Origin of the sequence: Streptomyces sp. NPDC005811, assembly GCF_040630405.1 — a bacterium.
In the GTDB taxonomy this organism is placed as follows: Bacteria; Actinomycetota; Actinomycetes; order Streptomycetales; family Streptomycetaceae; genus Streptomyces.
The window spans coordinates 1-19311 of the sequence record NZ_JBEXXK010000012.1; the positions used below are offsets into that span (position 1 = coordinate 1).

Sequence of the window (19311 nt, forward strand, 5' to 3'; positions counted from 1 at the left end):
GGGGGGCGCCCCGGGGGGGGGGGGGGGGTCGGGGGGGTTGTGGTGGGTGTGGTGGGGGGGGGGGGGGGGGGGGGGGGGGTTTGGGGGGGGGGGGGGGGGGGGGGGGGGGGGGGGGGCCCCCCCCCCCCCCCCCCGGGACCCGTGCGCGCACGAAAGGCAATGGACAGGGGGCGCTGGCCAGAACTTTCGACGCAAGGGGTGCTGAGCGACATGACGACAACCGACTACTCGACCTCCCTCCCCTACCGGGAGGTGACGGACCGCAACGGCCGTGTGTACCGGATCGGCGAGTCCGACGTCGACATCATGGGCCGTAGGCGCAGGTGGATGGTCATCCTGCCGTGGGTGGGCATGATGGGCATCAGCTCCGCCGAGTACGCGTTCACGTCGGCGGAGGACACGCTCCACGAGGCGCATCTGTGGAACAGCGGGCACATCTTCTGGCTGATGGGCGTCTGGGTGTTCTTCCAGGCGGCCGTGGCCTTCCCGGCGGGGCAGCTGCGGGAGAGCGGCAGGCTGCCCGCCCGTACGGCGATGCTGATCGGCGCGGTCGGGACGCTGCTGGGCTATCTCTCGCTGGCGTACGCGCCGAACGTGCTCGTCGCCTACTTCGGCTTCGGCATGTGCAGCGGTATCGGCGCCGGTCTGGTGTATGCGACCTGCGTCAACATGGTCGGCAAGTGGTATCCGGAGCGCAAGGGCGGCAAGACCGGCTTCGTCAACGGCGGCTTCGCCTACGGCTCGGTGCCGTTCGTGTTCCTGTTCACCTCCTACATGGACCTCGGCAACTACCGGGGCGTGCTGGCGTCGGTGGGCGTCGGGCTGTGTCTGGTGGTGGCCACGGCGGGCTGGTTCTTCCGGGACCCGCCGAAGAACTGGTGGCCCGCGCAGGTCGATCCGCTGAAGGTGACCGACGACCCGAAGATCCGCCGGGCGCTCGCGAAGAACCCGCCCGCGGTCCGGCAGTACACCCCGAGGGAGGCCGCGCGCACCCCCGTCCTGTGGATGATGTGGTTCTGTCTGCTGTGCACGGCCGGCATCAACATCTTCGGCATCGCCTTCCAGGTGCCGTTCGGCAAGGACATGGGGTTCGCGGGCGGGATCGTGGCCACCGCGATGTCCCTGAAGGCGATCGTCAACGGCACCGGCCGCGGTGTGATCGGCTGGATCTCCGACCGGTACGGCCGCCGCAACACGCTGATCATCGTGTGCATCGTGCTGGGCACCGCGCAGTTCGGGGTGCTGGTGTCGGGCCAGATGGGCAGCATGCCGTTCTTCCTGTTCTGCTCGATGGTCTCCGGCTTCGGCGGCGGGGCGATCTTCCCCCTGTTCGCGGCCATGACGGCCGACTACTTCGGCGAGAACAACAACGCCAGCAACTACGGCATGGTCTACAGCTCGAAGCTGATCTCGGGCCTGGTCGGCTCGGGGGTGGGCGCGGTCGTCGTCGACGCGTGGGACTACGAGGGCGCGTTCGTGCTCGCGGGCTCCATCGGGCTGGCCTCCGCCGTCCTGGCGCTGTTCCTGAAGTCCCCGGGCACCCCGAAGGCCCGGAGCATCGTCCCCAACCCGCAACCGCTCGGCGAGGAGATGGCGTAGACAATGACGGCGGATCGCATACAGGCGAACAGCTCGTCGACCGACTCGGGCGCCCGCGAGGGGCTCCCCTACCGGGAAGTGTCCGATGCGCGCGGCCGCGTCTACCGCATCGGCGAGAGCGACCGGGACATCCTCGGTCACTCCCGCAAGCTCATGATCTACCTGCCGTGGATCGCCATGATGGCGATCAGTGTCTTCGAGTACGCGTACGGCTCGGCGGAGGACACCCTGTCCCACGCGCACGGCTGGACGCAGTCGAACACCTTCTGGATCCTCAGCGTCTGGGTGTTCTTCCAGGCGGGGGTCGCGTTCCCGGCGGGCTGGCTGCGGGAGCGCGGGATCCTGTCGGCGCGCGGCGCGATGTATACGGGATCCGGTATGTGCCTGATCGGATTCCTCGCACTGTCGCATCTGAGCAATGTGCTGCTGGCGATCCTCGGCTTCGGGGTGATCGGCGGCATCGGCGCCGGCCTGGTGTACGCGACCTGCATCAACATGGTCGGCAAGTGGTTCCCGGAACGGCGCGGCGCCCGCACCGGGTTCGTCAACGGCGGCTTCGCGTACGGGTCGCTGCCGTTCATCTTCATCTTCAACTACGGCTTCGACACGGCGAACTACCACCGGGTGCTCGATCTGATCGGCTGTTACATCATGATCGTGGTGTTCGGGAGCGCGTTCTTCTTCAAGGACCCGCCGAAGAACTGGTGGCCGGCCGACATCGATCCGTCGGCGTACGCCGGCGACGCCACGAAGGCGACCAGCCTGGCCAAGAACCCTCCCGCGGTACGGCAGTTCACGCCGAAGGAGGCGGTCCGGACCGGGATGCTGCCCCTGATGTGGGTCGCGATCGTGATGACGGCCGGGGTCTCCATCTTCGGGATCTCCTTCCAGGTCGACTACGCCAAGGACGTCGGATTCGGCCCCCTGGTCGCGGCCTCCTCGATGGGCGTCATGGCGGTCGTCAACGGCGTGGGCCGCGGGGTCGTGGGCTGGCTGTCGGACCGCTGGGGCCGCAAGTCCACGCTGGTGTTCGTCATCGTCGTGCTGGGGCTCGCGCAGTTCGGGGTGATCTGGGCCGGTGACGTCAGGAGCGAGGGGCTGTTCCTGTTCTTCGCCTTCCTCTCCGGCTTCGGCGGCGGCGCGTTCTATCCGCTGTTCGCCGCGCTCACCCCGGACTACTTCGGCGAGAACTACAACGCCACCAACTACGGCCTGGTGTACAGCGGCAAGCTCGTCAGCGGTCTGTTCGGCGGCGGGCTGGGCTCGCTGGTGGTCGCGGCCTGGGGCTACGACGGCGCGTACGCCCTGGCGGGCGGTGTCTCCATGGTGGCGGCGGGCATCGCCCTGCTGCTGCGGCAGCCGGGGGCCACGTCGGGGGGACCCGCCGGCGGGAAGGGAGCCCGTACGAGCGGCGCCACCGCCTAGACGGGCGTACCGGATCGGGGCCCGCCACGTCGTGGTGGGCCCCGATCGGCGTGCCCGCGTCGGCTTTTGAGGGGCCGTCAGGTACGCCGGGAAACCCGGGGGGTGCAGGACCGCCAGGCCCCGCACCCGCCCGGGGAGGGTCAGGACTTGGCGCGGGCGTGGTACGAGCGTCGGGTGTGCTCCGTGTGCTCCCGCATCAGCCGGGTGGCGAGCTGTTCGTCGCGGTTGAGGATCGCGGTGATCAGATCGCGGTGCTCGATCCAGGACTGCTCGCCGCGCTGCCGGGCGACCGGGGTGTAGTACCAGCGCACCCGCCGGTCGACCTGGGCCGCCAGCTCGGCCAGGACCGCGTTGCCCGCCAGCTCCATGATCTTGGCGTGGAAGCGGGCGTTGAGGGCGACGGCGGCGTCCACGTCGTCGTCGGCCACGGCCTGCAGGCCCAGGGCCAGGATCTCGTCCAGGTCGTCGACGTCGTGCGTCTTCGCCTGCCGGGCCGCGAGGCGGGCCGCCTCGGCCTCCAGCAGCGTGCGGACCGTGAGGAGCTGGTCGGCCTCCTCCTCGGTCGGCTCGTGCACGAACGCGCCCTGCGCGGGCCTGAGGTCCACCCAGCCCTCGGTGTTGAGCCGCTGCAGCGCCTCGCGCACGGGCTGGCGCGAGACGCCGAGGTGGTTCGCCAGCTCGCTCTCGACGAGGTGCTGGCCCGGCTGGAGGGCCCGGGTGGTGATGAGCTCGAGCAGCGCCTCGTAGACGCGGTCGCGCAGCGGGCCTGGCCGTTCGAGCTTGGGCACCGCACCCTGCGGCAGTCCTGTCGACAACATCGGTCGGTTCCCCTCCTGGGCAGCGCCGGGCAGCAACGGCCGGCCGGAGTAGCCACGAATGCGAAAGACGTACGGAGTCAGACTGTATGGAGTCGGCTGTCCACTGTGTACTGCGTACTGTCTACAGCCGAGTATCGATTGTCTTTCGTCTACAGTCTACGGCGCACTGTGGCCAGCCCTCCGGGCCGTCGGACGCGTCACACCGCTACCGGCGGGCCGTTCAGGGGCAGCGTACGACCTGTCCGGCGTAGGAGAGGTTGCCTCCGAAGCCGAACAGCAGCACCGGATCCCCGGTGGAGATCGCGCCCTGCTCGACCAGCTTGGAGAAGGCGAGCGGGATGCTGGCGGCGGAGGTGTTCCCCGAAGCGGTGACATCGCGGGCGACCACCGCGTTGACGGCGCCGATCTTCTGGGCGAGCGGTTCGATGATCCGCAGGTTCGCCTGGTGCAGCACGACGGCCGCGAGGTCCTCGGGGCGCAGTCCTGCGCGCTCGCAGGCCTGGCGGGCGAGCGGCGGCAGCTGGGTGGTGGCCCACCGGTAGACGCTCTGCCCCTCCTGGGCGAACCGCGCCGGCTGGCCCTCGATGCGCACCGCGTGCCCCATCTCGGGCACCGATCCCCACAGCACGGGCGAGATACCGGGCTCGACGCCGTCGGGACAGGCCTCGACGACCGCGGCGCCCGCTCCGTCGCCGACGAGGACGCAGGTCGTACGGTCGGACCAGTCCGTCACCTCGGACATCTTGTCGGCACCGATGACCAGGGCGCGGGTCGCGGCGCCCGCGCGGACGGTGTGGTCGCCGGTGGCCAGGGCGTGGGTGAAGCCGGCGCACACGACGTTGACGTCCATGGCGGCCGGGCGCGGGATGCCGAGGCGGGCGGCGACCCGGGCGGCCATGTTGGGCGAACGGTCGACGGCGGTGGACGTGGCGACCAGCACCAGGTCGATGTCGGCCGGGCCGAGGCCGGCGGCGGCGAGGGCCTTGGCGGCGGCGTGCGCGGCGAGCTCGTCCACGGGCTCGTCGGGGCCGGCGATGTGGCGGGTGTGGATGCCCACCCGGCTCCTGATCCACTCGTCACTGGTGTCGACCATGCCCGCCAGTTCCTCGTTGGTGAGCACCTTGGCGGGCTGGTAGTGGCCGACGGCGGCGATGCGCGAGCCGTTCATGTGGGGGTCCCCCTCGTTGCCTTGGGTAGCGGGATCCACCAGTCTGATCAGTGACTCGCGGGTACGGGGACAGGTGTTGCGACAGGAAACGGGCGCCGGGGTTGTCGGCTTCCCTCTAACCCTCGGACGCCCGAACACTTCCCGAACACCTGCCCATGAGCAGCCCGGACGGCTACCCGGTGAACAGTTTCGCCGCCTTCTGCACCAGCTCGTACAGTCCGTAGGCGAGCGGGGCGCCCACCCACAGCCAGGCGAGCGCGATGAGCGGGCGGCGGTCCGGTTCAGGCGGACTCGGGCTGCTGTCGGGCTGTGACATCGGCGGCCTCCTTCGTCGGGGCGGGCAGGTGGTGGCGGGCGTCGACGGGGCGGACCAGCTCGTTGGCGACGAAGCCGACGGCGAGCAGCCCGATCATGATGAACAGGGACAGGGAGTAGAGGTCCGCGCCGTGCTTGCCGGCCTCCTCCTGGCGGTCGGCGATCCAGTTGACGATCAGCGGTCCGAGGACGCCGGCCGTGGACCAGGCGGTCAGGAGCCGGCCGTGGATGGCGCCGACCTGGTAGGTGCCGAAGAGGTCCTTGAGGTAGGCGGGGATCGTCGCGAAGCCGCCGCCGTAGAAGGAGAGGATCACCAGGGCGCTGAGGACGAACAGCGGCTTGGAGGAGTCGCCGAACAGCGCGATCAGCGCGTACATGAGCGCGCCGACGCCCAGGTAGAGGCGGTAGATGTTCTTGCGGCCGATCAGGTCGGAGGTGGACGACCAGCCGATGCGGCCGGCCATGTTGGCCGAGGACAGCAGGGCGACGAATCCGGCGGCGGCCGTCACGGACACGGGGGTGGAGGTGTCGGCGAAGAAGTCCGTGATCATCGGGGCGGCCTTCTCCAGGATGCCGATGCCCGCGGTCACGTTCATGCAGAGGACGACCCACAGGCACCAGAACTGCGGGGTGCGCACCGCGGAGCGGGCCGAGACCTGCACGCCCGTGACGCTGCCCGCCTCGCCGCTCACCCCGCTGCTCGGTCCCTCGCTCGCCCCGCCGCTCGTCTCGTCGGCGGCCACCTGGACGGGGCGGGGGACGCGGACGAGGAGCACGCCGAGGGTCATGAAGACTGCATACGATATTCCGTGGACGAGGAACGCGAGCGCGATCCCGGAGTGGTCCGCGCCGAACGACTCCAGCATCTGCGCCGACCAGGGCGAGGCGATGAGCGCGCCGCCGCCGAAGCCCATGATGGCGATACCGGTGGCCATGCCGGGCCGGTCGGGGAACCACTTGATCAGGGTGGAGACGGGCGAGATGTAGCCGATGCCCAGGCCGATGCCGCCGACGAAGCCGTAGCCGAGGACGATAAGCCAGTACTGCTCGGTGGCGGCGCCGAGCGCGGAGATCAGGAAGCCCGAGGAGAAGCAGACCAGGGCGACCGTCATCGCCCAGCGCGGCCCGTTGCGCTCGACGAGTGTGCCGCCGAACGCGGCGGACAGGCCGAGCATGACGATGGCGAGCTGGAAGGGCAGAGCGCTCTGGGTGCCGCTGAGGCCGAGCGCGGACTCCAGCGGGGGCTTGAAGACGGACCAGGCGTAGGCCTGGCCGATGGAGAGGTGGACCGAGAGGGCGGCCGGGGGCACGAGCCAGCGGCTCCAGCCGGGCGGTGCGACAGGGGGACTCATGAATCCCGAACGGTAGGAAGGATCAAGAGGGTTGAGAAGGCGGCGCGTCGACCGTATGCGGTGAACGGTATGCAGCCTGCGCCGAACGGTCGGACCGGCCGGTTTCCCCGCGGCGGCATGGTCGGCGGTGCGCGGACCCGTGCGCGGACTCTTGCCGCCGTAGCCACCATACTGTAGACAATATTCAGTCGACAGTGTTCGGCAGTTCCTCGGTACCCTCGACCGAACGGAGCTCCCTCACCATGAAAGTCGCAGTCCTCGGCGCCGGTGCGATCGGCGCTTACGTCGGTGCAGCGCTCCATCGCGCGGGCGCCGATGTGCATCTCGTCGCCCGTGGACCGCATCTGGCGGCCATGAGGCGGGACGGGGTGCGGGTGCACAGTCCGCGCGGCGACTTCACCGCCCGCGCCCACGCCACCGACGACCCGGCCGAGATCGGCCCGGCCGACTTCGTGTTCCTGGGTCTGAAGGCCCACTCGTACGCGGCGTGCGGGCCGCTGATCGAGCCCCTGTTGCACGACACCACGGCGGTGATCGCCGCCCAGAACGGCATCCCCTGGTGGTACTTCCACCGACACGGCGGCCCGCACGACGGTCACCGGGTGGAGAGTGTGGACCCCGGTGGCGCGGTCAGTGCGGTGCTCGCGCCCGAACGGGCCGTCGGCTGCGTGGTGTACGCGGCCACCGAACTCGAAGCACCGGGCGTCGTACGGCACTTGGAGGGCACCCGGTTCTCGGTCGGCGAGCCCGACCGCAGTGTCTCGGACCGGTGCTCCCGCTTCAGCGAGGCCATGACGGCGGGCGGCCTGAAGTGCCCGGTGGAGCCGGGGCTGCGCAACGACATCTGGCTCAAGCTGCTGGGCAACATCTCCTTCAACCCGATCAGCGCGCTCGCCCGGGCCACCATGCGGCAGATGTGCCTGCACGGCGGCACCCGCCGGGTCATCGAGACGATGATGCGCGAGACGCTGTCCGTCGCCGAGGCCCTCGGCTGCGAGGTGGGTGTCTCCATCGAACGCCGGCTCGCGGGCGCGGAGCGGGTCGGCGACCACCGCACCTCCACGCTCCAGGACCTGGAGCGCGGCAAGCCGCTCGAACTCGACGTCCTGCTCGCGGCCGTCGTCGAGCTGGCGGAGATCACCGGCGTCGAGGTGCCCACCCTGCGCACCGTGCACGCCATCTCGGACCTGCTCGCGATCAGGAGCGCCGCATGACAGGAGCGCCGCATGAGGAGAGTCGTATGAGGAAGCGGCCGTCGAAGACCTACACCCGGCTCACCCACCCGCTGGTGCGCGATTCCCGCGACGAGCCCTTCCGGCCCGCGGGCTGGGAGGAGGCGCTCGACCGGGCGAGTCGTGGACTCGGGCGCAACCGGGGGGCGTTCGGCATGTTCTCCTGCGCCCGGGCCACCAACGAGATGAACTTCGTGGCGCAGAAGTTCGCCCGGGTGGTGATGGGCACCAACAACGTCGACTCCTGCAACCGCACCTGTCACGCGCCGAGCGTCGCGGGGCTGTCGGCGGCCTTCGGCTCGGGGGGCGGGACGTCGTCGTACGAGGAGATCGAGCACACCGACCTCATCGTGATGTGGGGTTCCAACGCCCGTTTCGCGCACCCGATCTTCTTCCAGCACGTGCTGAAGGGGATCAGGAACGGCGCCCGGATGTACGCGGTCGACCCGCGCCGCACCTCCACCGCCGAGTGGGCGGAGAGCTGGCTCGGCCTCAATGTCGGCACGGACATCCCGATGGCGCACGCGATCGGCCGCGAGATCATCCGGGCGGGCCTGGCCAACGAGACGTTCATCGAGCGGGCGACCTCGGGGTTCGAGGAGTACCGGGCGCTCGTCGAGCCCTGGACGCTGTCGCTGGCCGAGAAGGTGACGGGCGTACCGGCCGCCGCCATCAGGGAGTTGGCGCACGCCTACGCCCGTGCCGAGCGCGCCCAGTTGTGCTGGACCCTCGGCATCACCGAGCACCACAACGGCACCGACAATGTGCGCGCGCTGATCAATCTGTCCCTGTTGACCGGTCAGATCGGCCGCTACGGCGCCGGGTTGCAGCCCTTGCGGGGCCAGAACAACGTGCAGGGCGGCGGCGACATGGGGGCCATCCCCAACCGGCTGCCCGGCTTCCAGGACATCCTGGACCCGGCGGCCCGGCTGAAGTTCGAGTCGTCGTGGGACACCGTCATCCAGCCGCACTACGGGCTGAACCTGACGGAGATGTTCGAGGCGATGGAGGAGGGCACGCTGCGGGCCGTGTACTGCATCGGTGAGAACCCGGCGCAGTCGGAGGCCGACAGCGAACAGGCCGTACGGCGCATGCGGCAGCTGGACTTCCTCGTCGTGCAGGACATCTTCCTTACCAAGACCGCCGAGTTGGCGGACGTCGTGCTGCCCGCGACCGCCGGCTGGGCGGAGACGGACGGCACGACCACCAACAGCGAGCGGCGGGTGCAGCGGGTGCGCCGCGCGGTCACCCCGCCCGGTGAGGCGCGCGAGGACATCGACATCATCTGCGACCTCGCGGCACGGCTCGGCCACGACTGGAAGTACGCCGACGCCGAGGCCGTGTGGAACGAGCTCCGGTCCCTCTCCCCCGACCACCACGGCATGACGTACGCCCGGCTGGAGGAGCACCAGGGCATCCAGTGGCCGTGCCCGAGCACCGAGCGGCTCGAACCGACCTATCTGCACGGCAGGTTGTGGGAGACCGATCCGCAACGGCGCGGCAGGCGGGCGCCGTTCGGGATCGTGCGGCACGATCCTCCCGTCGACCTGACCGACGAGCGGTATCCGATCCGGCTGACCACGGGACGACGGCTGGACTCCTACAACACCGGTGTACAGAGCGGGAGTTTCGCCTCCCCGCTGCGGCGCGGCGAGTTCGTCGAGCTGTGTCCGGAGGACGCCGAGCGGTACGGGGTCGTGGTCGGCGAGCAGGTGCGGGTCACCTCGCGGCGCGGCACGGTCGTGGCGCCGGTGTGGATCGACACCGCGCTGCGGCCCGGGCTCGCGTTCATGACGATGCACTTTCCCGACGAGGTGGACACCAACCAGCTCACGATCGAGGCGAACTGCCCCATCGCGGGAACGGCGGAGTTCAAGGCGTCGGCGATCCGGATCGAGAAGCTGCCCGCCCCGATCACTGTGAGGTGACGTACGTGGACCTGCACTTCGGCGACAGCAAGCCCACCGATGAGGAACGGGCGGCCGTGGACGCCCTGCTCGGCCCTCCGCAGTCGTCGTGGGAGGGCGCCGACCGCACGGACGCCGATCTCCGGTGGGCGCGCGGCGGCCGCGAGGCCCGCGACCGCCGTGATCTGCTGCTGCCGGGGCTGCACGCCCTCAACGACCGCGTCGGCTGGATCAGCGAGGGCGCCCTCGACTACCTGTGCCGGCGGCTGACCGTGCCGCCGGCGGAGGCGTACGGCGTCGCCACCTTCTACGCGATGTTCTCGGTACGGCCGCGCCCGGCGACCGTGCTGCACGTGTGCACGGACCTCGCCTGCACGGCGGCCGGCGCGGCCGGTCTGTGCGCCGGTGTCGAGGCCCGGCTGGGCGCGGGCAGCGGGGTGGCCGTGGAGCGCAGTCCCTGCCTCGGCCTGTGCGAACGCGCCCCGGCCGCCCTCGCGATCAGGGCGGGTGATCCGGTGCGTACGGCGGTGTCGGCGCCCTCGGCCGTCGAGGCGGCCGTTCTCGCCGCGACCGCGCCCGACTCGGCGCCGCAGGAGCCGCCGGCGGCGCTGGCGGTCCCGCAGGCGGGCGATCCGTCACTGACGCTGCTGCGGCGGGTCGGGGTGGTCGATCCGTCGTCGCTGGACGACTACCGGGCGCACGGCGGATACGCGGCCCTGCGGCGGGCGTTCGCGCTCGGTCCCGCCGGAGTCATCCGTGAGGTCACGGACTCCGGCCTGGTCGGCCGGGGCGGGGCCGCGTTCCCCACGGGCCGCAAGTGGCAGGCCACGGCGTCCCAGCCGGACCGGCCGCACCATCTGGTGTGCAACGCCGACGAATCCGAGCCGGGCACCTTCAAGGACCGCGTGATCATGGAGGGTGATCCGTACGCGCTGGTGGAGGCGATGACGATCGCGGCGTATGCGATCGGCGCGCACACCGGGTACCTGTATCTGCGCGGCGAGTACCCGCGGGCGATACACCGTATGCAGTATGCCGTCGACCAGGCGCGGGCCCGCGGTCTGCTCGGCGACGACGTCCTCGGCCAGGGCTTCGCCTTCGACATCGAGATCCGGCGTGGCGCCGGCGCCTACATCTGCGGCGAGGAGACCGCCCTGTTCAACTCGATCGAGGGCTTCCGGGGCGAGCCGCGGTCGAAGCCGCCGTTCCCCGTGGAGAAGGGCCTGTTCGGGAAGCCGACGGCCGAGAACAACGTGGAGACGCTCGTCAACGTCCTGCCCATCCTGACCATGGGCGCACCGGCGTACGCGGCGATCGGCACGGCACGCTCCACCGGCCCCAAGCTGTACTGCGTGTCGGGGAGTGTCGAGCGCCCGGGGGTGTACGAGCTGCCCTTCGGCGCGACGCTGGGCGAGCTGCTGGAGCGGGCGGGGGTGCGGCCGGGGCTGCGGGCCGTGCTGCTCGGCGGTGCGGCCGGCGGGTTCGTACGGCCCGACGAGCTGGGCATCCCGCTCACCTTCGAGGGCACCCGCGAGGCGGGGACGACCCTCGGTTCGGGGGTCGTCATGGCGTTCGACGACACCGTGCCGCTGCCCCGTCTGCTGCTGCGGATCGCGGAGTTCTTCCGTGACGAGTCCTGTGGGCAGTGCGTGCCGTGCCGGGTGGGGACGGTGCGCCAGGAGGAGGCGCTGCGCCGGATCGCCGACCGTGCGGGTGCGGCGGCGGCCGACGACATCGCCCTGCTCAGGGAGGTGGGGCGGGCGATGCGTGACGCCTCGATCTGCGGTCTGGGGCAGACCGCGTGGAACGCCGTGGAATCCGCCATCGACCGTCTGGGGGCGTACGCATGACCGTGACACCGCTGGGGATCCCGCGCCGGCTGCTGGAGTTCACGCTCGACGGGACGGAGGTCCGGGTTCCGGAGGGGGCGACGGTCCTGGACGCCTGCCGGGCCGCCGGGAAGGACGTGCCGACCCTGTGCGAGGGCGACACGCTGCGGCCGAAGAACGCGTGCCGGGTGTGTGTCGTCGAGGTCGAGGGGGCGCGCACGCTGGTGCCGGCCTGTTCGCGCCGGGCCGAGCCGGGGATGGTGGTGCGGACGGACACCGAGCGGGCCCGGCACAGCCGGAAGATCGTCCTGGAGCTGCTGGCCTCCTCGGTCGACCTGTCGACGACCCCGCGGGCCGTGGAGTGGATCAAGGAGTACGAGGCGAAGCCGGACCGTTTCGGCCCCGATGCCGCCCGCCTCGGCGAGGAGCCGAGGATCGACAACGACCTCTACGTCCGCGACTACGACAAGTGCATCCTCTGCTACAAGTGCGTCGACGCCTGCGGGGACCAGTGGCAGAACACCTTCGCGATCTCCGTGACGGGCCGGGGCTTCGACGCCCGGATCGCCGTGGAGCAGGACGCCCCGCTGACCGATTCGGCGTGTGTGTACTGCGGAAACTGCATCGAGGTGTGTCCGACGGGGGCGCTGTCGTTCAGGTCGGAGTACGACCGGCGGGAGGCCGGCACCTGGGACGAGGCGGCGCAGACCCGGACGACGACGGTGTGCGCCTACTGCGGAGTGGGCTGCAACCTGACCCTCCACGTGCAGGACAATGAGATCGTGAAGGTCACCTCCCCGCACGACAACCCGGTGACCCACGGCAATCTCTGCATCAAGGGCCGCTTCGGCTACCAGCACGTACAGAACCGGGGCTGATCATCACATGGGACGAGTGACCGAACGACGCAAGGTGCTCCGCATACGCGACGGGGTGGTGTCCACCCGCCCGGACACCCTTGTCGCCGAGGAACCGATGGAGATCCGGCTGAACGGCAAGCCGCTCGCCATCACCATGCGCACACCGGGCGACGACTTCGCGCTGGCGGCCGGGTTCCTGGTCAGCGAGGGCGTGCTGGCCGACGTATCCGATCTGCAGAACATCGTCTACTGCGCGGGGGCGACCGCCGACGGCTCCAACACCTACAACGTGGTCGACGTGAAGACGTCCCCCGGGGTGACGCTCCCAGACATCACTCTCGAACGGAACGTGTACACCACCTCGTCCTGCGGTCTGTGCGGCAAGGCCAGCCTGGACGCGGTGCGGACGACGGCCCGCTGGCCGATCGCCGACACTCCCCCGGTCCGCGTCGACGCCGATCTGCTCGCCGCCCTCCCCGACCGGCTGCGCGCGGCCCAGCGGGTCTTCGACCGGACCGGGGGTCTGCACGCGGCGGCCCTGTTCGGCGAGGACGGCGAGCTGCTGGACGTGCGCGAGGACGTGGGCCGGCACAACGCGGTCGACAAACTCGTCGGGCGCGCCCTGCAGAACGGTGACCTGCCGCTGTCCCGCGCGATCCTGCTGGTGTCGGGGCGGGCCTCCTTCGAGCTGGCGCAGAAGGCCGTGATGGCGGGCATCCCGGTGCTCGCGGCGGTCTCGGCGCCGTCCTCGCTGGCCGTGGACCTGGCCGCGGAGACGGGACTGACGCTGGTGGGCTTCCTGCGCGGCAGCTCCATGAACGTGTACGCGGGTGAGGACCGCATCGCCCTGCGGACCGCGGCCGCCCGCGGGTGACCCGGTCCCCCCGCGGCACGGCGGCGGGGCCCCGAACGGCGGGGAGCGCCCCCTGCGCCGCGGGGGCCCCGCCTCAGTCCGCCGCCAGACGCAGCCGCGCGGCCGGTACGACCGTGCCGAGCCGCGGGAAGTCCAGTTTCACCGACGCCTCGTGCTCGGGCTGGGTGAGGGCGGCCATGGCGTCCTCGACGAAGACGAGGTCGTAGCCGAGGTCGCCGGCGGCGCGGGCGGTGGACTCGACGCCGAGGTTGGTGGCGATCCCGCCGAGCACGACGGTGGTGACGCCCCGGGCGCGCAGTGCCTCGTCCAGGCCGGTGCCCTGGAAGGCGCCGATGGTGCGCTTGACGATCTCCACGTCGCCCGCGGCGAGCAGCCCGGGGACGAGTCCGCTGCCGGGGGGCTGTTCGGCGACGCCGGGGCGTTCGACGCGGACGAGGACGACCGGGGCGCCGGCCGCGCGGAAGGTGCGCGCCAACTCCTCGGCCACGGACAGTACTTCGGTGCCCTTGCGGGGTTCCAGGGGCAGGGCGACGATCCGGTCCATGAGGTCGACGAGGACGAGGGCGGTACGCGCGGGGGCGAGCGTGAGCGGTGCGGTCATGACGGAACGTTATCCGTGATGAGCGTTCCGTGCCCGGGATCCGGATCAACAGGACCGCGCGGCGGTCGCGTTCGGGTGGCTCACACCGCCGCCGAGGCCCGCTCCGCGACGTCCGCGCGTGGCCCCTCCAGCGGATCCCGGGCCCGCCGCTTGGCGATCACCGCGCACACCATCAGCTGCATCTGGTGGAACAGCATCAGCGGCAGGACGGCGAGGGAGGCGTGCGCGCCGAACAGGACGCTCGCCATGGGCAGTCCGGCGGCGAGGGACTTCTTCGAGCCCGCGAACTGGAGGGTGATCCGGTCCTCCCGGCCGAAGCGCAGCGCCTTGCCTCCGTACCAGGTCAGGGCGAGCATCACGGCGAGCAGCCCGGCTTCGACGACGAGCAGCCCGCCGAGCCGCACGGGGCTGACCTGGTGCCAGATGCCCCGGACCATGCCCTCGCTGAACGCGGTGTAGACGACCAGGAGGATCGAGCCGCGGTCGACGAGCCCGAGGACCTTCTTGTGCCGGGCGACGAAGGGGCCGATCCAGCGGCGCAGCAGCTGTCCGGCGGCGAAGGGCACCAGCAGTTGCAGCACGATCTCCACCAGCGAGTGGGCCGAGAAGCCCCCGCCGCCGCTGCCGAGGAGCGCGGCGGCGAGCAGCGGGGTGACGACGATCCCGACCAGGGAGGAGAAGGAACCGGCGCAGATCGCCGCAGGAACGTTCCCTCGCGCCATCGAGGTGAAGGCGATCGACGACTGGACGGTCGACGGGACGAGGGTGAGGAAGAGCAGCCCCTGGTAGAGCGGCTGCGTGAGGAACACCGGCACGAGACCGCGGGCGGCGAGGCCCAGCAGCGGGAAGACGACGAAGGTGCAGACGAGGACGGTGGTGTGCAGCCGCCAGTGCTTGAGGCCGTCGAGTGCCTCGCGGGTGGAGAGACGGGCGCCGTACAGGAAGAAGAGGAAGGCGATGGCGGCCGTGGAGGCTCCCGAGGCCACGTCGGCGGCGGTGCCGCGGGCCGGGAACAGCGCCGCGAGCCCGACCGTCCCGAGCAACAGCAGGATGTAGGGGTCGACCGGCATCCGACTCGGCCACTGCAGGCGTTTCACGGTGCTCCACGTACGTTCGATGAGAATGCGTCGGGGGCCGGAGAGCCCCTCTCCATCGTCCTCTTCCGGTCCGTGATCGGGAATCCGTCATACCGCTCTGACTGTGATCGCGGTATGCGATAAGCAGTACAGTGCCGACTGTGTACGATCCCTCCCATCTGCGGACCTTCCTCGCGGTCGCCCAGACACTGAGCTTCACCCGGGCCGCGCGCCGGCTCGGGCTGCGCCAGTCCACCGTCAGCCAGCATGTACGGCGGCTGGAGGACGCGACCGGGCGGGCCCTGTTCACCCGGGACACCCACTCCGTGGAACTCACCGAGGACGGTGAGGCGATGCTCGGCTTCGCGCGCCGGATCCTGGAGGTCCATGAGCAGGCAAGCGCTTTCTTCACGGGAACGCGGCTGCGCGGCCGGCTCCGCTTCGGCGCCTCCGAGGACTTCGTCCTGACCCGGCTGCCGGAGATCCTGGAGGGCTTCCGGTACGACCACCCCGAGGTCGACCTCGAACTGACCGTGGAACTGTCCGGCACCCTCCACGAACAGCTCGCCGCCGGAAAGCTCGACCTGGTGCTCGCCAAGCGGCGCCCCGAGGACCCGCGCGGCGAACCGGTCTGGCACGACAAACTGGTGTGGATCGGCGCCGAACGGCTCCGCCTGGACCCCGAGCGCCCGGTGCCGCTCATCGTCTTCCCGCCGCCGGGCATCACCCGCGCGCTGGCCTTCGAGGCGCTCGAACGGCAGGGGCGCGCCTGGCGGATCGTCTGCACCAGCGGCAGCCTCAACGGACTGATCGCCGCGGCCCGGGCCGGCCTCGGCGTGATGGCACACTCCCGGGGCCTGATCCCACCGGGCCTGGTCCGCGTCCCGGACCGGGCGGGACTGCCGGAACTGGGCCGCGTCGACTTCGTCCTGGTGCACGGGCGGCGGCACGCCTCGGCCCAGGGAGCGGCGGACGCGCTGGCGGCGGCGATCCTGACGGGCGGGGACCGGCTGCAACGGGGGCCGAGGGCGGGGGGCGGGGGTGGTCGGGGCGACTGAAGGGTGGATGCACTGTGCGAAAGCCTGTATGCGACATGCGGTATGCGACATTTCCCATATCGCATGCCGTACCCCGCATATCGCATACCGCATACCGGCCCCCGCACCTCTGAGCCGGGACGGCGTAAGCGCTGCGGGCAGATTCGGTGGAGATTGCGGCGCCGGAACTTACTGAATCGTCAGTTTTCTGTCCGACCCTTCCCTATGTGAGCCCATTTTGCGGCATTGACCAGCGCAGACGAGAGCATCGCTCGCTTTCCGGCCCCCTCCCGTCCCGCCCGAGCGTGGGGTAGCTTTCACGGCGCTGCGCGGCCTTGAGAAGCGGGGTGCTGGTTTTGCGCGAGTTCACCAACCCTCCGTTGGCGTTGGCGCCGCCGGTCGGCGGTCTGGCCGACGTCGTCTTCCGGCACGCCCAGGAGGACCCGCTCCATGTGGCGCTGGGCCGCAAGGACGAGGACGGCCGGTGGCGGGACGTGACATCGGCCGAGTTCCGCGACGAGGTCCTCGCGCTCGCGAAGGGCCTGCTCGCGCGGGGTGTCCGGTTCGGCGACCGGGTCGCGATCATGTCCCGCACCCGCTACGAGTGGACCCTGTTCGACTACGCCCTGTGGACGATCGGCGCGCAGGTGGTGCCGGTGTATCCGACGTCGTCGGCGGAGCAGTGCTTCTGGATGCTGTACGACGCGGAGTGCACGGCCGCGGTGGTGGAGCACGAGGACCACGCGATGACGATCGCCACGGTCATCGACCGGCTGCCGCGGCTCACACAGCTGTGGCAGCTGGACGAGGGGTGTGTACAGGAGCTGTACGACGCAGGCGCCTCGGTGGAGGACGAGGTGGTGCACCGGCACCGGGAGGCGGTCACGCCGGACTCGGTCGCCACGGTGATCTACACCTCGGGCACCACGGGCCGCCCCAAGGGCTGTGTGATCTCGCACGGCAACTTCATGTTCGAGGCGGACACGGTCATCGAACGCTGGGAGCCGGTGTTCCACTCCCGCAAGGGCGACGAGGCGGCGACGCTGCTGTTCCTGCCGCTCGCGCACGTGTTCGGGCGGATGGTGCAGATCGCCGCGATCCGCGGCAAGGTCCGTTTCGGTCATCAGCCCCAGCTGCACGCGGCGGCGCTGCTGCCCGACCTGGCCGCGTTCCGGCCGACGTTCTTCCTGGCCGTGCCGTACATCTTCGAGAAGGTGTTCAACGCGGCCCGTCGCAAGGCCGAGCGGGAGGGCAGGTCGGGGCCGTTCGAGAAGGCGGTGGAGGTGGCGACGGCGTACGCGGAGGCGGTGGAGGCGAAGGCCTGGGGCACCGGGCCGGGCCCGTCGGCGGGGCTGCGGATGCAGCACCAGTTCTTCGACAAGGTCGTCTACGCGAAGGTGCGCGCGGCGATGGGCGGCCGGGTGCGGCACGCGATGTCGGGCGGTTCGGCGATGGACCGCCGGCTCGGGCTGTTCTTCGCGGGCGCGGGCGTCCAGGTGTACGAGGGGTACGGGCTGACGGAGACGACGGCGGCCGCGACCGCCAACCCGCCCGGCCGTACCCGTTACGGCACGGTCGGGCAGCCCATCCCCGGGATGACCGTGCACATCGCGGACGACGGGGAGATCTGGCTGCACGGCGACAACGTGTTCCAGGGGTATCTCAACAACCCCAAGGCGACCGACGAGAGCCTGCACGACGGCTGGCTGGCCACCGGCGACCTGGGCTCCCTGGACGAGGACGGCTATCTCACCATCACCGGCCGCAAGAAGGAGATCCTCGTCACCTCGGGCGGCAAGAGCGTCTCGCCGGGGCTGCTGGAAGAGCGGGTGCGCGATCATCCGCTGGTCGGCCAGTGCATCGTCGTCGGCAACGACCGGCCGTTCGTCGCCGCGCTGGTCACGCTCGACCAGGAGGCGGTGGAGCACTGGCTGCAGATGCGCGGCAAGCCGCAGCTGACACCCGCCGAGCTGGTGCGGGACCCGGATCTGGAGGCGGAGGTGCGCCGCTCGGTGGTGGCCGCGAACACGCTGGTCTCGCAGGCGGAGTCGATCCGCACGTTCCGCATCCTGGCGCAGCCGTTCACCGAGGAGCACGGGCTGCTCACGCCGTCGCTGAAGCTGAAGCGCAAGGCGATCGAGAACGCGTACGCGGACGAGGTCGACGCGCTGTACCGGACGTAGAGCCGGGTACCGGAACTCGGTACCGGAACTCTGTACCGGACGTAAGGCCCCGGGGTCCGAATTCGGGATTCGGGCTCAGGAATGCATCACGGCGTGTGATCGTTGACGATGGGAGTACGACTTTGACGGACAACCGAAGGATCGAGAGCGCGTGAGCAGCAAGGTCCCCCCGATCATCCTCAACAACGGCGTGGAGATGCCCCAGCTGGGCTTCGGCGTCTGGCAGGTGCCGGACGACGAGGCGGAGCGGGCGGTGGCCACCGCGCTGGAGGCCGGGTACCGCAGCATCGACACAGCGGCGATCTACGGCAACGAAGAGGGCACCGGCAAGGCGATCACCACCTCCGGGGTGCCCCGCGAGGACATCTTCGTCACCACCAAGCTCTGGAACGCCGACCAGGGGTACGACGCGACGCTGCGCGCGTTCGACACCTCGCTCGGCAAGCTGGGCCTGGACCACGTCGACCTGTACCTCATCCACTGGCCGCTGCCGGCCCGGGACAAGTACGTCGACACGTACAAGGCGTTCGAGAAGCTGTACGCCGACGGCCGGGCCAAGGCGATCGGTGTCTCCAACTTCCCCGTCGAGCAGCTCGAGCGGCTGACGGGCGAGACGGCGGTCGTCCCGGCCGTCAACCAGATCGAGCTGCACCCGCACCTCCAGCAGCACGCGCTGCGGGAGTTCCACGCGGAGCAGGGCATCGCCACCGAGGCCTGGTCGCCGCTGGGCCAGGGCAAGGGGCTGCTGGAGGTCCCGGCGATCGTCGCGATCGCCCAGAAGCACAACCGCACCCCGGCCCAGGTGGTGCTGCGCTGGCACCTCCAGATCGGCAACGTGGTGATCCCGAAGTCCGTGACGCCGTCGCGGATCAGGGAGAACATCGAGGTGTTCGACTTCAGCCTGGACACCGAGGACCTGGCGGCGATCAGCGCGCTGAACGAGGACCGGCGGATCGGTCCGGACCCGTCGACGTTCGACATCGGCTGAGCCCGGGCTCGTCGTGGATGAGGGGGCGTGGCCGATGGCCGCGCCCC

General features: G+C 70.7%; 16 protein-coding genes. 10 read left to right on the top strand and 6 right to left on the bottom strand.

The window, feature by feature from the left end; genetic code table 11:
- Nucleotides 1–210 precede the first annotated feature (210 nt).
- Nucleotides 211–1599, top strand: a complete 1389-nt coding sequence (locus ABZ490_RS14750; protein ID WP_358989213.1) for an OFA family MFS transporter — start codon at nt 211–213, stop codon at nt 1597–1599.
- 3 nt (nt 1600–1602) lie between these two features.
- Entirely contained in the window at nt 1603–3024 is a 1422-nt protein-coding gene (locus ABZ490_RS14755) for an OFA family MFS transporter (RefSeq protein WP_358989215.1), read from the top strand.
- 140 nt (nt 3025–3164) lie between these two features.
- Here the strand turns inward: ABZ490_RS14755 and ABZ490_RS14760 are convergent, their stop codons facing one another.
- From ABZ490_RS14760 to ABZ490_RS14775, 4 genes are all read right to left on the bottom strand, one after another.
- Nucleotides 3165–3842, bottom strand: a complete 678-nt coding sequence (locus ABZ490_RS14760; RefSeq protein WP_358989217.1) for a GntR family transcriptional regulator — start codon at nt 3840–3842, stop codon at nt 3165–3167.
- Between the two features lie 220 nt (nt 3843–4062).
- Entirely contained in the window at nt 4063–5010 is a 948-nt protein-coding gene (locus tag ABZ490_RS14765; protein ID WP_358989219.1) for a beta-ketoacyl-ACP synthase III, read from the bottom strand.
- Between the two features lie 172 nt (nt 5011–5182).
- Nucleotides 5183–5326, bottom strand: coding sequence for a hypothetical protein (locus tag ABZ490_RS14770; protein WP_167738980.1), 144 nt, complete (start codon nt 5324–5326; stop codon nt 5183–5185).
- The gene (locus ABZ490_RS14775) at nt 5292–6677 is read right to left on the bottom strand and encodes an OFA family MFS transporter (RefSeq protein WP_358989222.1); all 1386 of its coding nucleotides are present in this window, start codon (nt 6675–6677) and stop codon (nt 5292–5294) included. Before ABZ490_RS14775 ends, ABZ490_RS14770 begins: the two co-directional genes overlap by 35 nt.
- 242 nt (nt 6678–6919) lie before the next feature.
- Here ABZ490_RS14775 and ABZ490_RS14780 point away from each other — a divergent pair, with 242 nt between their 5' ends.
- Genes ABZ490_RS14780 through fdhD form a run of 5 tightly spaced genes read left to right on the top strand, consistent with a single transcriptional unit; the run spans nt 6920 to nt 13379 of the window.
- Entirely contained in the window at nt 6920–7891 is a 972-nt protein-coding gene (locus ABZ490_RS14780; protein WP_358989224.1) for a 2-dehydropantoate 2-reductase, read from the top strand.
- A 26-nt stretch (nt 7892–7917) separates the two neighbouring features.
- Nucleotides 7918–9837 (top strand): molybdopterin-dependent oxidoreductase, encoded by a 1920-nt coding sequence (locus tag ABZ490_RS14785; RefSeq protein WP_358989226.1) that lies wholly within the window; start codon nt 7918–7920, stop codon nt 9835–9837.
- Nucleotides 9838–9842: 5 nt separating this feature from the next.
- Nucleotides 9843–11666, top strand: coding sequence for an NADH-ubiquinone oxidoreductase-F iron-sulfur binding region domain-containing protein (locus tag ABZ490_RS14790; protein WP_358989550.1), 1824 nt, complete (start codon nt 9843–9845; stop codon nt 11664–11666).
- Nucleotides 11663–12523: a 2Fe-2S iron-sulfur cluster-binding protein gene (locus ABZ490_RS14795; RefSeq protein WP_358989228.1), complete on the top strand. Its 861-nt coding sequence runs from the start codon at nt 11663–11665 to the stop codon at nt 12521–12523. Before ABZ490_RS14790 ends, ABZ490_RS14795 begins: the two co-directional genes overlap by 4 nt.
- A 7-nt stretch (nt 12524–12530) precedes the next feature.
- Nucleotides 12531–13379 carry a formate dehydrogenase accessory sulfurtransferase FdhD gene (gene fdhD / locus ABZ490_RS14800; RefSeq protein WP_358989230.1) on the top strand — a complete coding sequence of 283 codons (849 nt, stop codon included), beginning with the start codon at nt 12531–12533 and terminating at the stop codon, nt 13377–13379.
- A gap of 73 nt (nt 13380–13452) precedes the next feature.
- On the opposite strand, the gene ABZ490_RS14805 is transcribed toward fdhD, so the two are convergent.
- Both ABZ490_RS14805 and ABZ490_RS14810 read right to left on the bottom strand, forming a co-directional pair.
- Nucleotides 13453–13980, bottom strand: coding sequence for an isochorismatase family protein (locus tag ABZ490_RS14805; RefSeq protein ID WP_358989232.1), 528 nt, complete (start codon nt 13978–13980; stop codon nt 13453–13455).
- 80 nt (nt 13981–14060) lie between these two features.
- Nucleotides 14061–15077, bottom strand: a complete 1017-nt coding sequence (locus ABZ490_RS14810; protein ID WP_358989234.1) for a bile acid:sodium symporter family protein — start codon at nt 15075–15077, stop codon at nt 14061–14063.
- A 140-nt stretch (nt 15078–15217) separates the two neighbouring features.
- On the opposite strand from ABZ490_RS14810, the gene ABZ490_RS14815 reads away from it, so the two are divergent.
- The 3 genes from ABZ490_RS14815 to ABZ490_RS14825 all read left to right on the top strand — a co-directional run bounded on the left by ABZ490_RS14815 (nt 15218) and on the right by ABZ490_RS14825 (nt 19264).
- A complete protein-coding gene (locus ABZ490_RS14815) occupies nt 15218–16114 on the top strand; it encodes a LysR substrate-binding domain-containing protein (protein ID WP_358989236.1) in 897 nt (298 codons plus the stop codon).
- Nucleotides 16115–16449: 335 nt separating this feature from the next.
- Nucleotides 16450–18276 (top strand): AMP-dependent synthetase/ligase, encoded by a 1827-nt coding sequence (locus tag ABZ490_RS14820; RefSeq protein WP_358989552.1) that lies wholly within the window; start codon nt 16450–16452, stop codon nt 18274–18276.
- A gap of 151 nt (nt 18277–18427) precedes the next feature.
- A complete protein-coding gene (locus tag ABZ490_RS14825) occupies nt 18428–19264 on the top strand; it encodes an aldo/keto reductase (protein ID WP_358989238.1) in 837 nt (278 codons plus the stop codon).
- Nucleotides 19265–19311: the final 47 nt, after the last annotated feature.

Excerpts from the sequence above, each read along its gene's own strand:
- ABZ490_RS14750 (WP_358989213.1), top strand. The coding sequence starts at position 211 with ATGACGACAACCGACTACTCGACCTCCCTCCCCTACCGGGAGGTGACG.
- ABZ490_RS14755 (WP_358989215.1), top strand. The coding sequence starts at position 1,603 with ATGACGGCGGATCGCATACAGGCGAACAGCTCGTCGACCGACTCGGGC.
- ABZ490_RS14760 (WP_358989217.1), bottom strand. The coding sequence starts at position 3,842 with ATGTTGTCGACAGGACTGCCGCAGGGTGCGGTGCCCAAGCTCGAACGG.
- ABZ490_RS14765 (WP_358989219.1), bottom strand. The coding sequence starts at position 5,010 with ATGAACGGCTCGCGCATCGCCGCCGTCGGCCACTACCAGCCCGCCAAG.
- ABZ490_RS14770 (WP_167738980.1), bottom strand. The coding sequence starts at position 5,326 with ATGTCACAGCCCGACAGCAGCCCGAGTCCGCCTGAACCGGACCGCCGC.
- ABZ490_RS14775 (WP_358989222.1), bottom strand. The coding sequence starts at position 6,677 with ATGAGTCCCCCTGTCGCACCGCCCGGCTGGAGCCGCTGGCTCGTGCCC.
- ABZ490_RS14780 (WP_358989224.1), top strand. The coding sequence starts at position 6,920 with ATGAAAGTCGCAGTCCTCGGCGCCGGTGCGATCGGCGCTTACGTCGGT.
- ABZ490_RS14785 (WP_358989226.1), top strand. The coding sequence starts at position 7,918 with ATGAGGAAGCGGCCGTCGAAGACCTACACCCGGCTCACCCACCCGCTG.
- ABZ490_RS14795 (WP_358989228.1), top strand. The coding sequence starts at position 11,663 with ATGACCGTGACACCGCTGGGGATCCCGCGCCGGCTGCTGGAGTTCACG.
- fdhD (WP_358989230.1), top strand. The coding sequence starts at position 12,531 with ATGGGACGAGTGACCGAACGACGCAAGGTGCTCCGCATACGCGACGGG.
- ABZ490_RS14805 (WP_358989232.1), bottom strand. The coding sequence starts at position 13,980 with ATGACCGCACCGCTCACGCTCGCCCCCGCGCGTACCGCCCTCGTCCTC.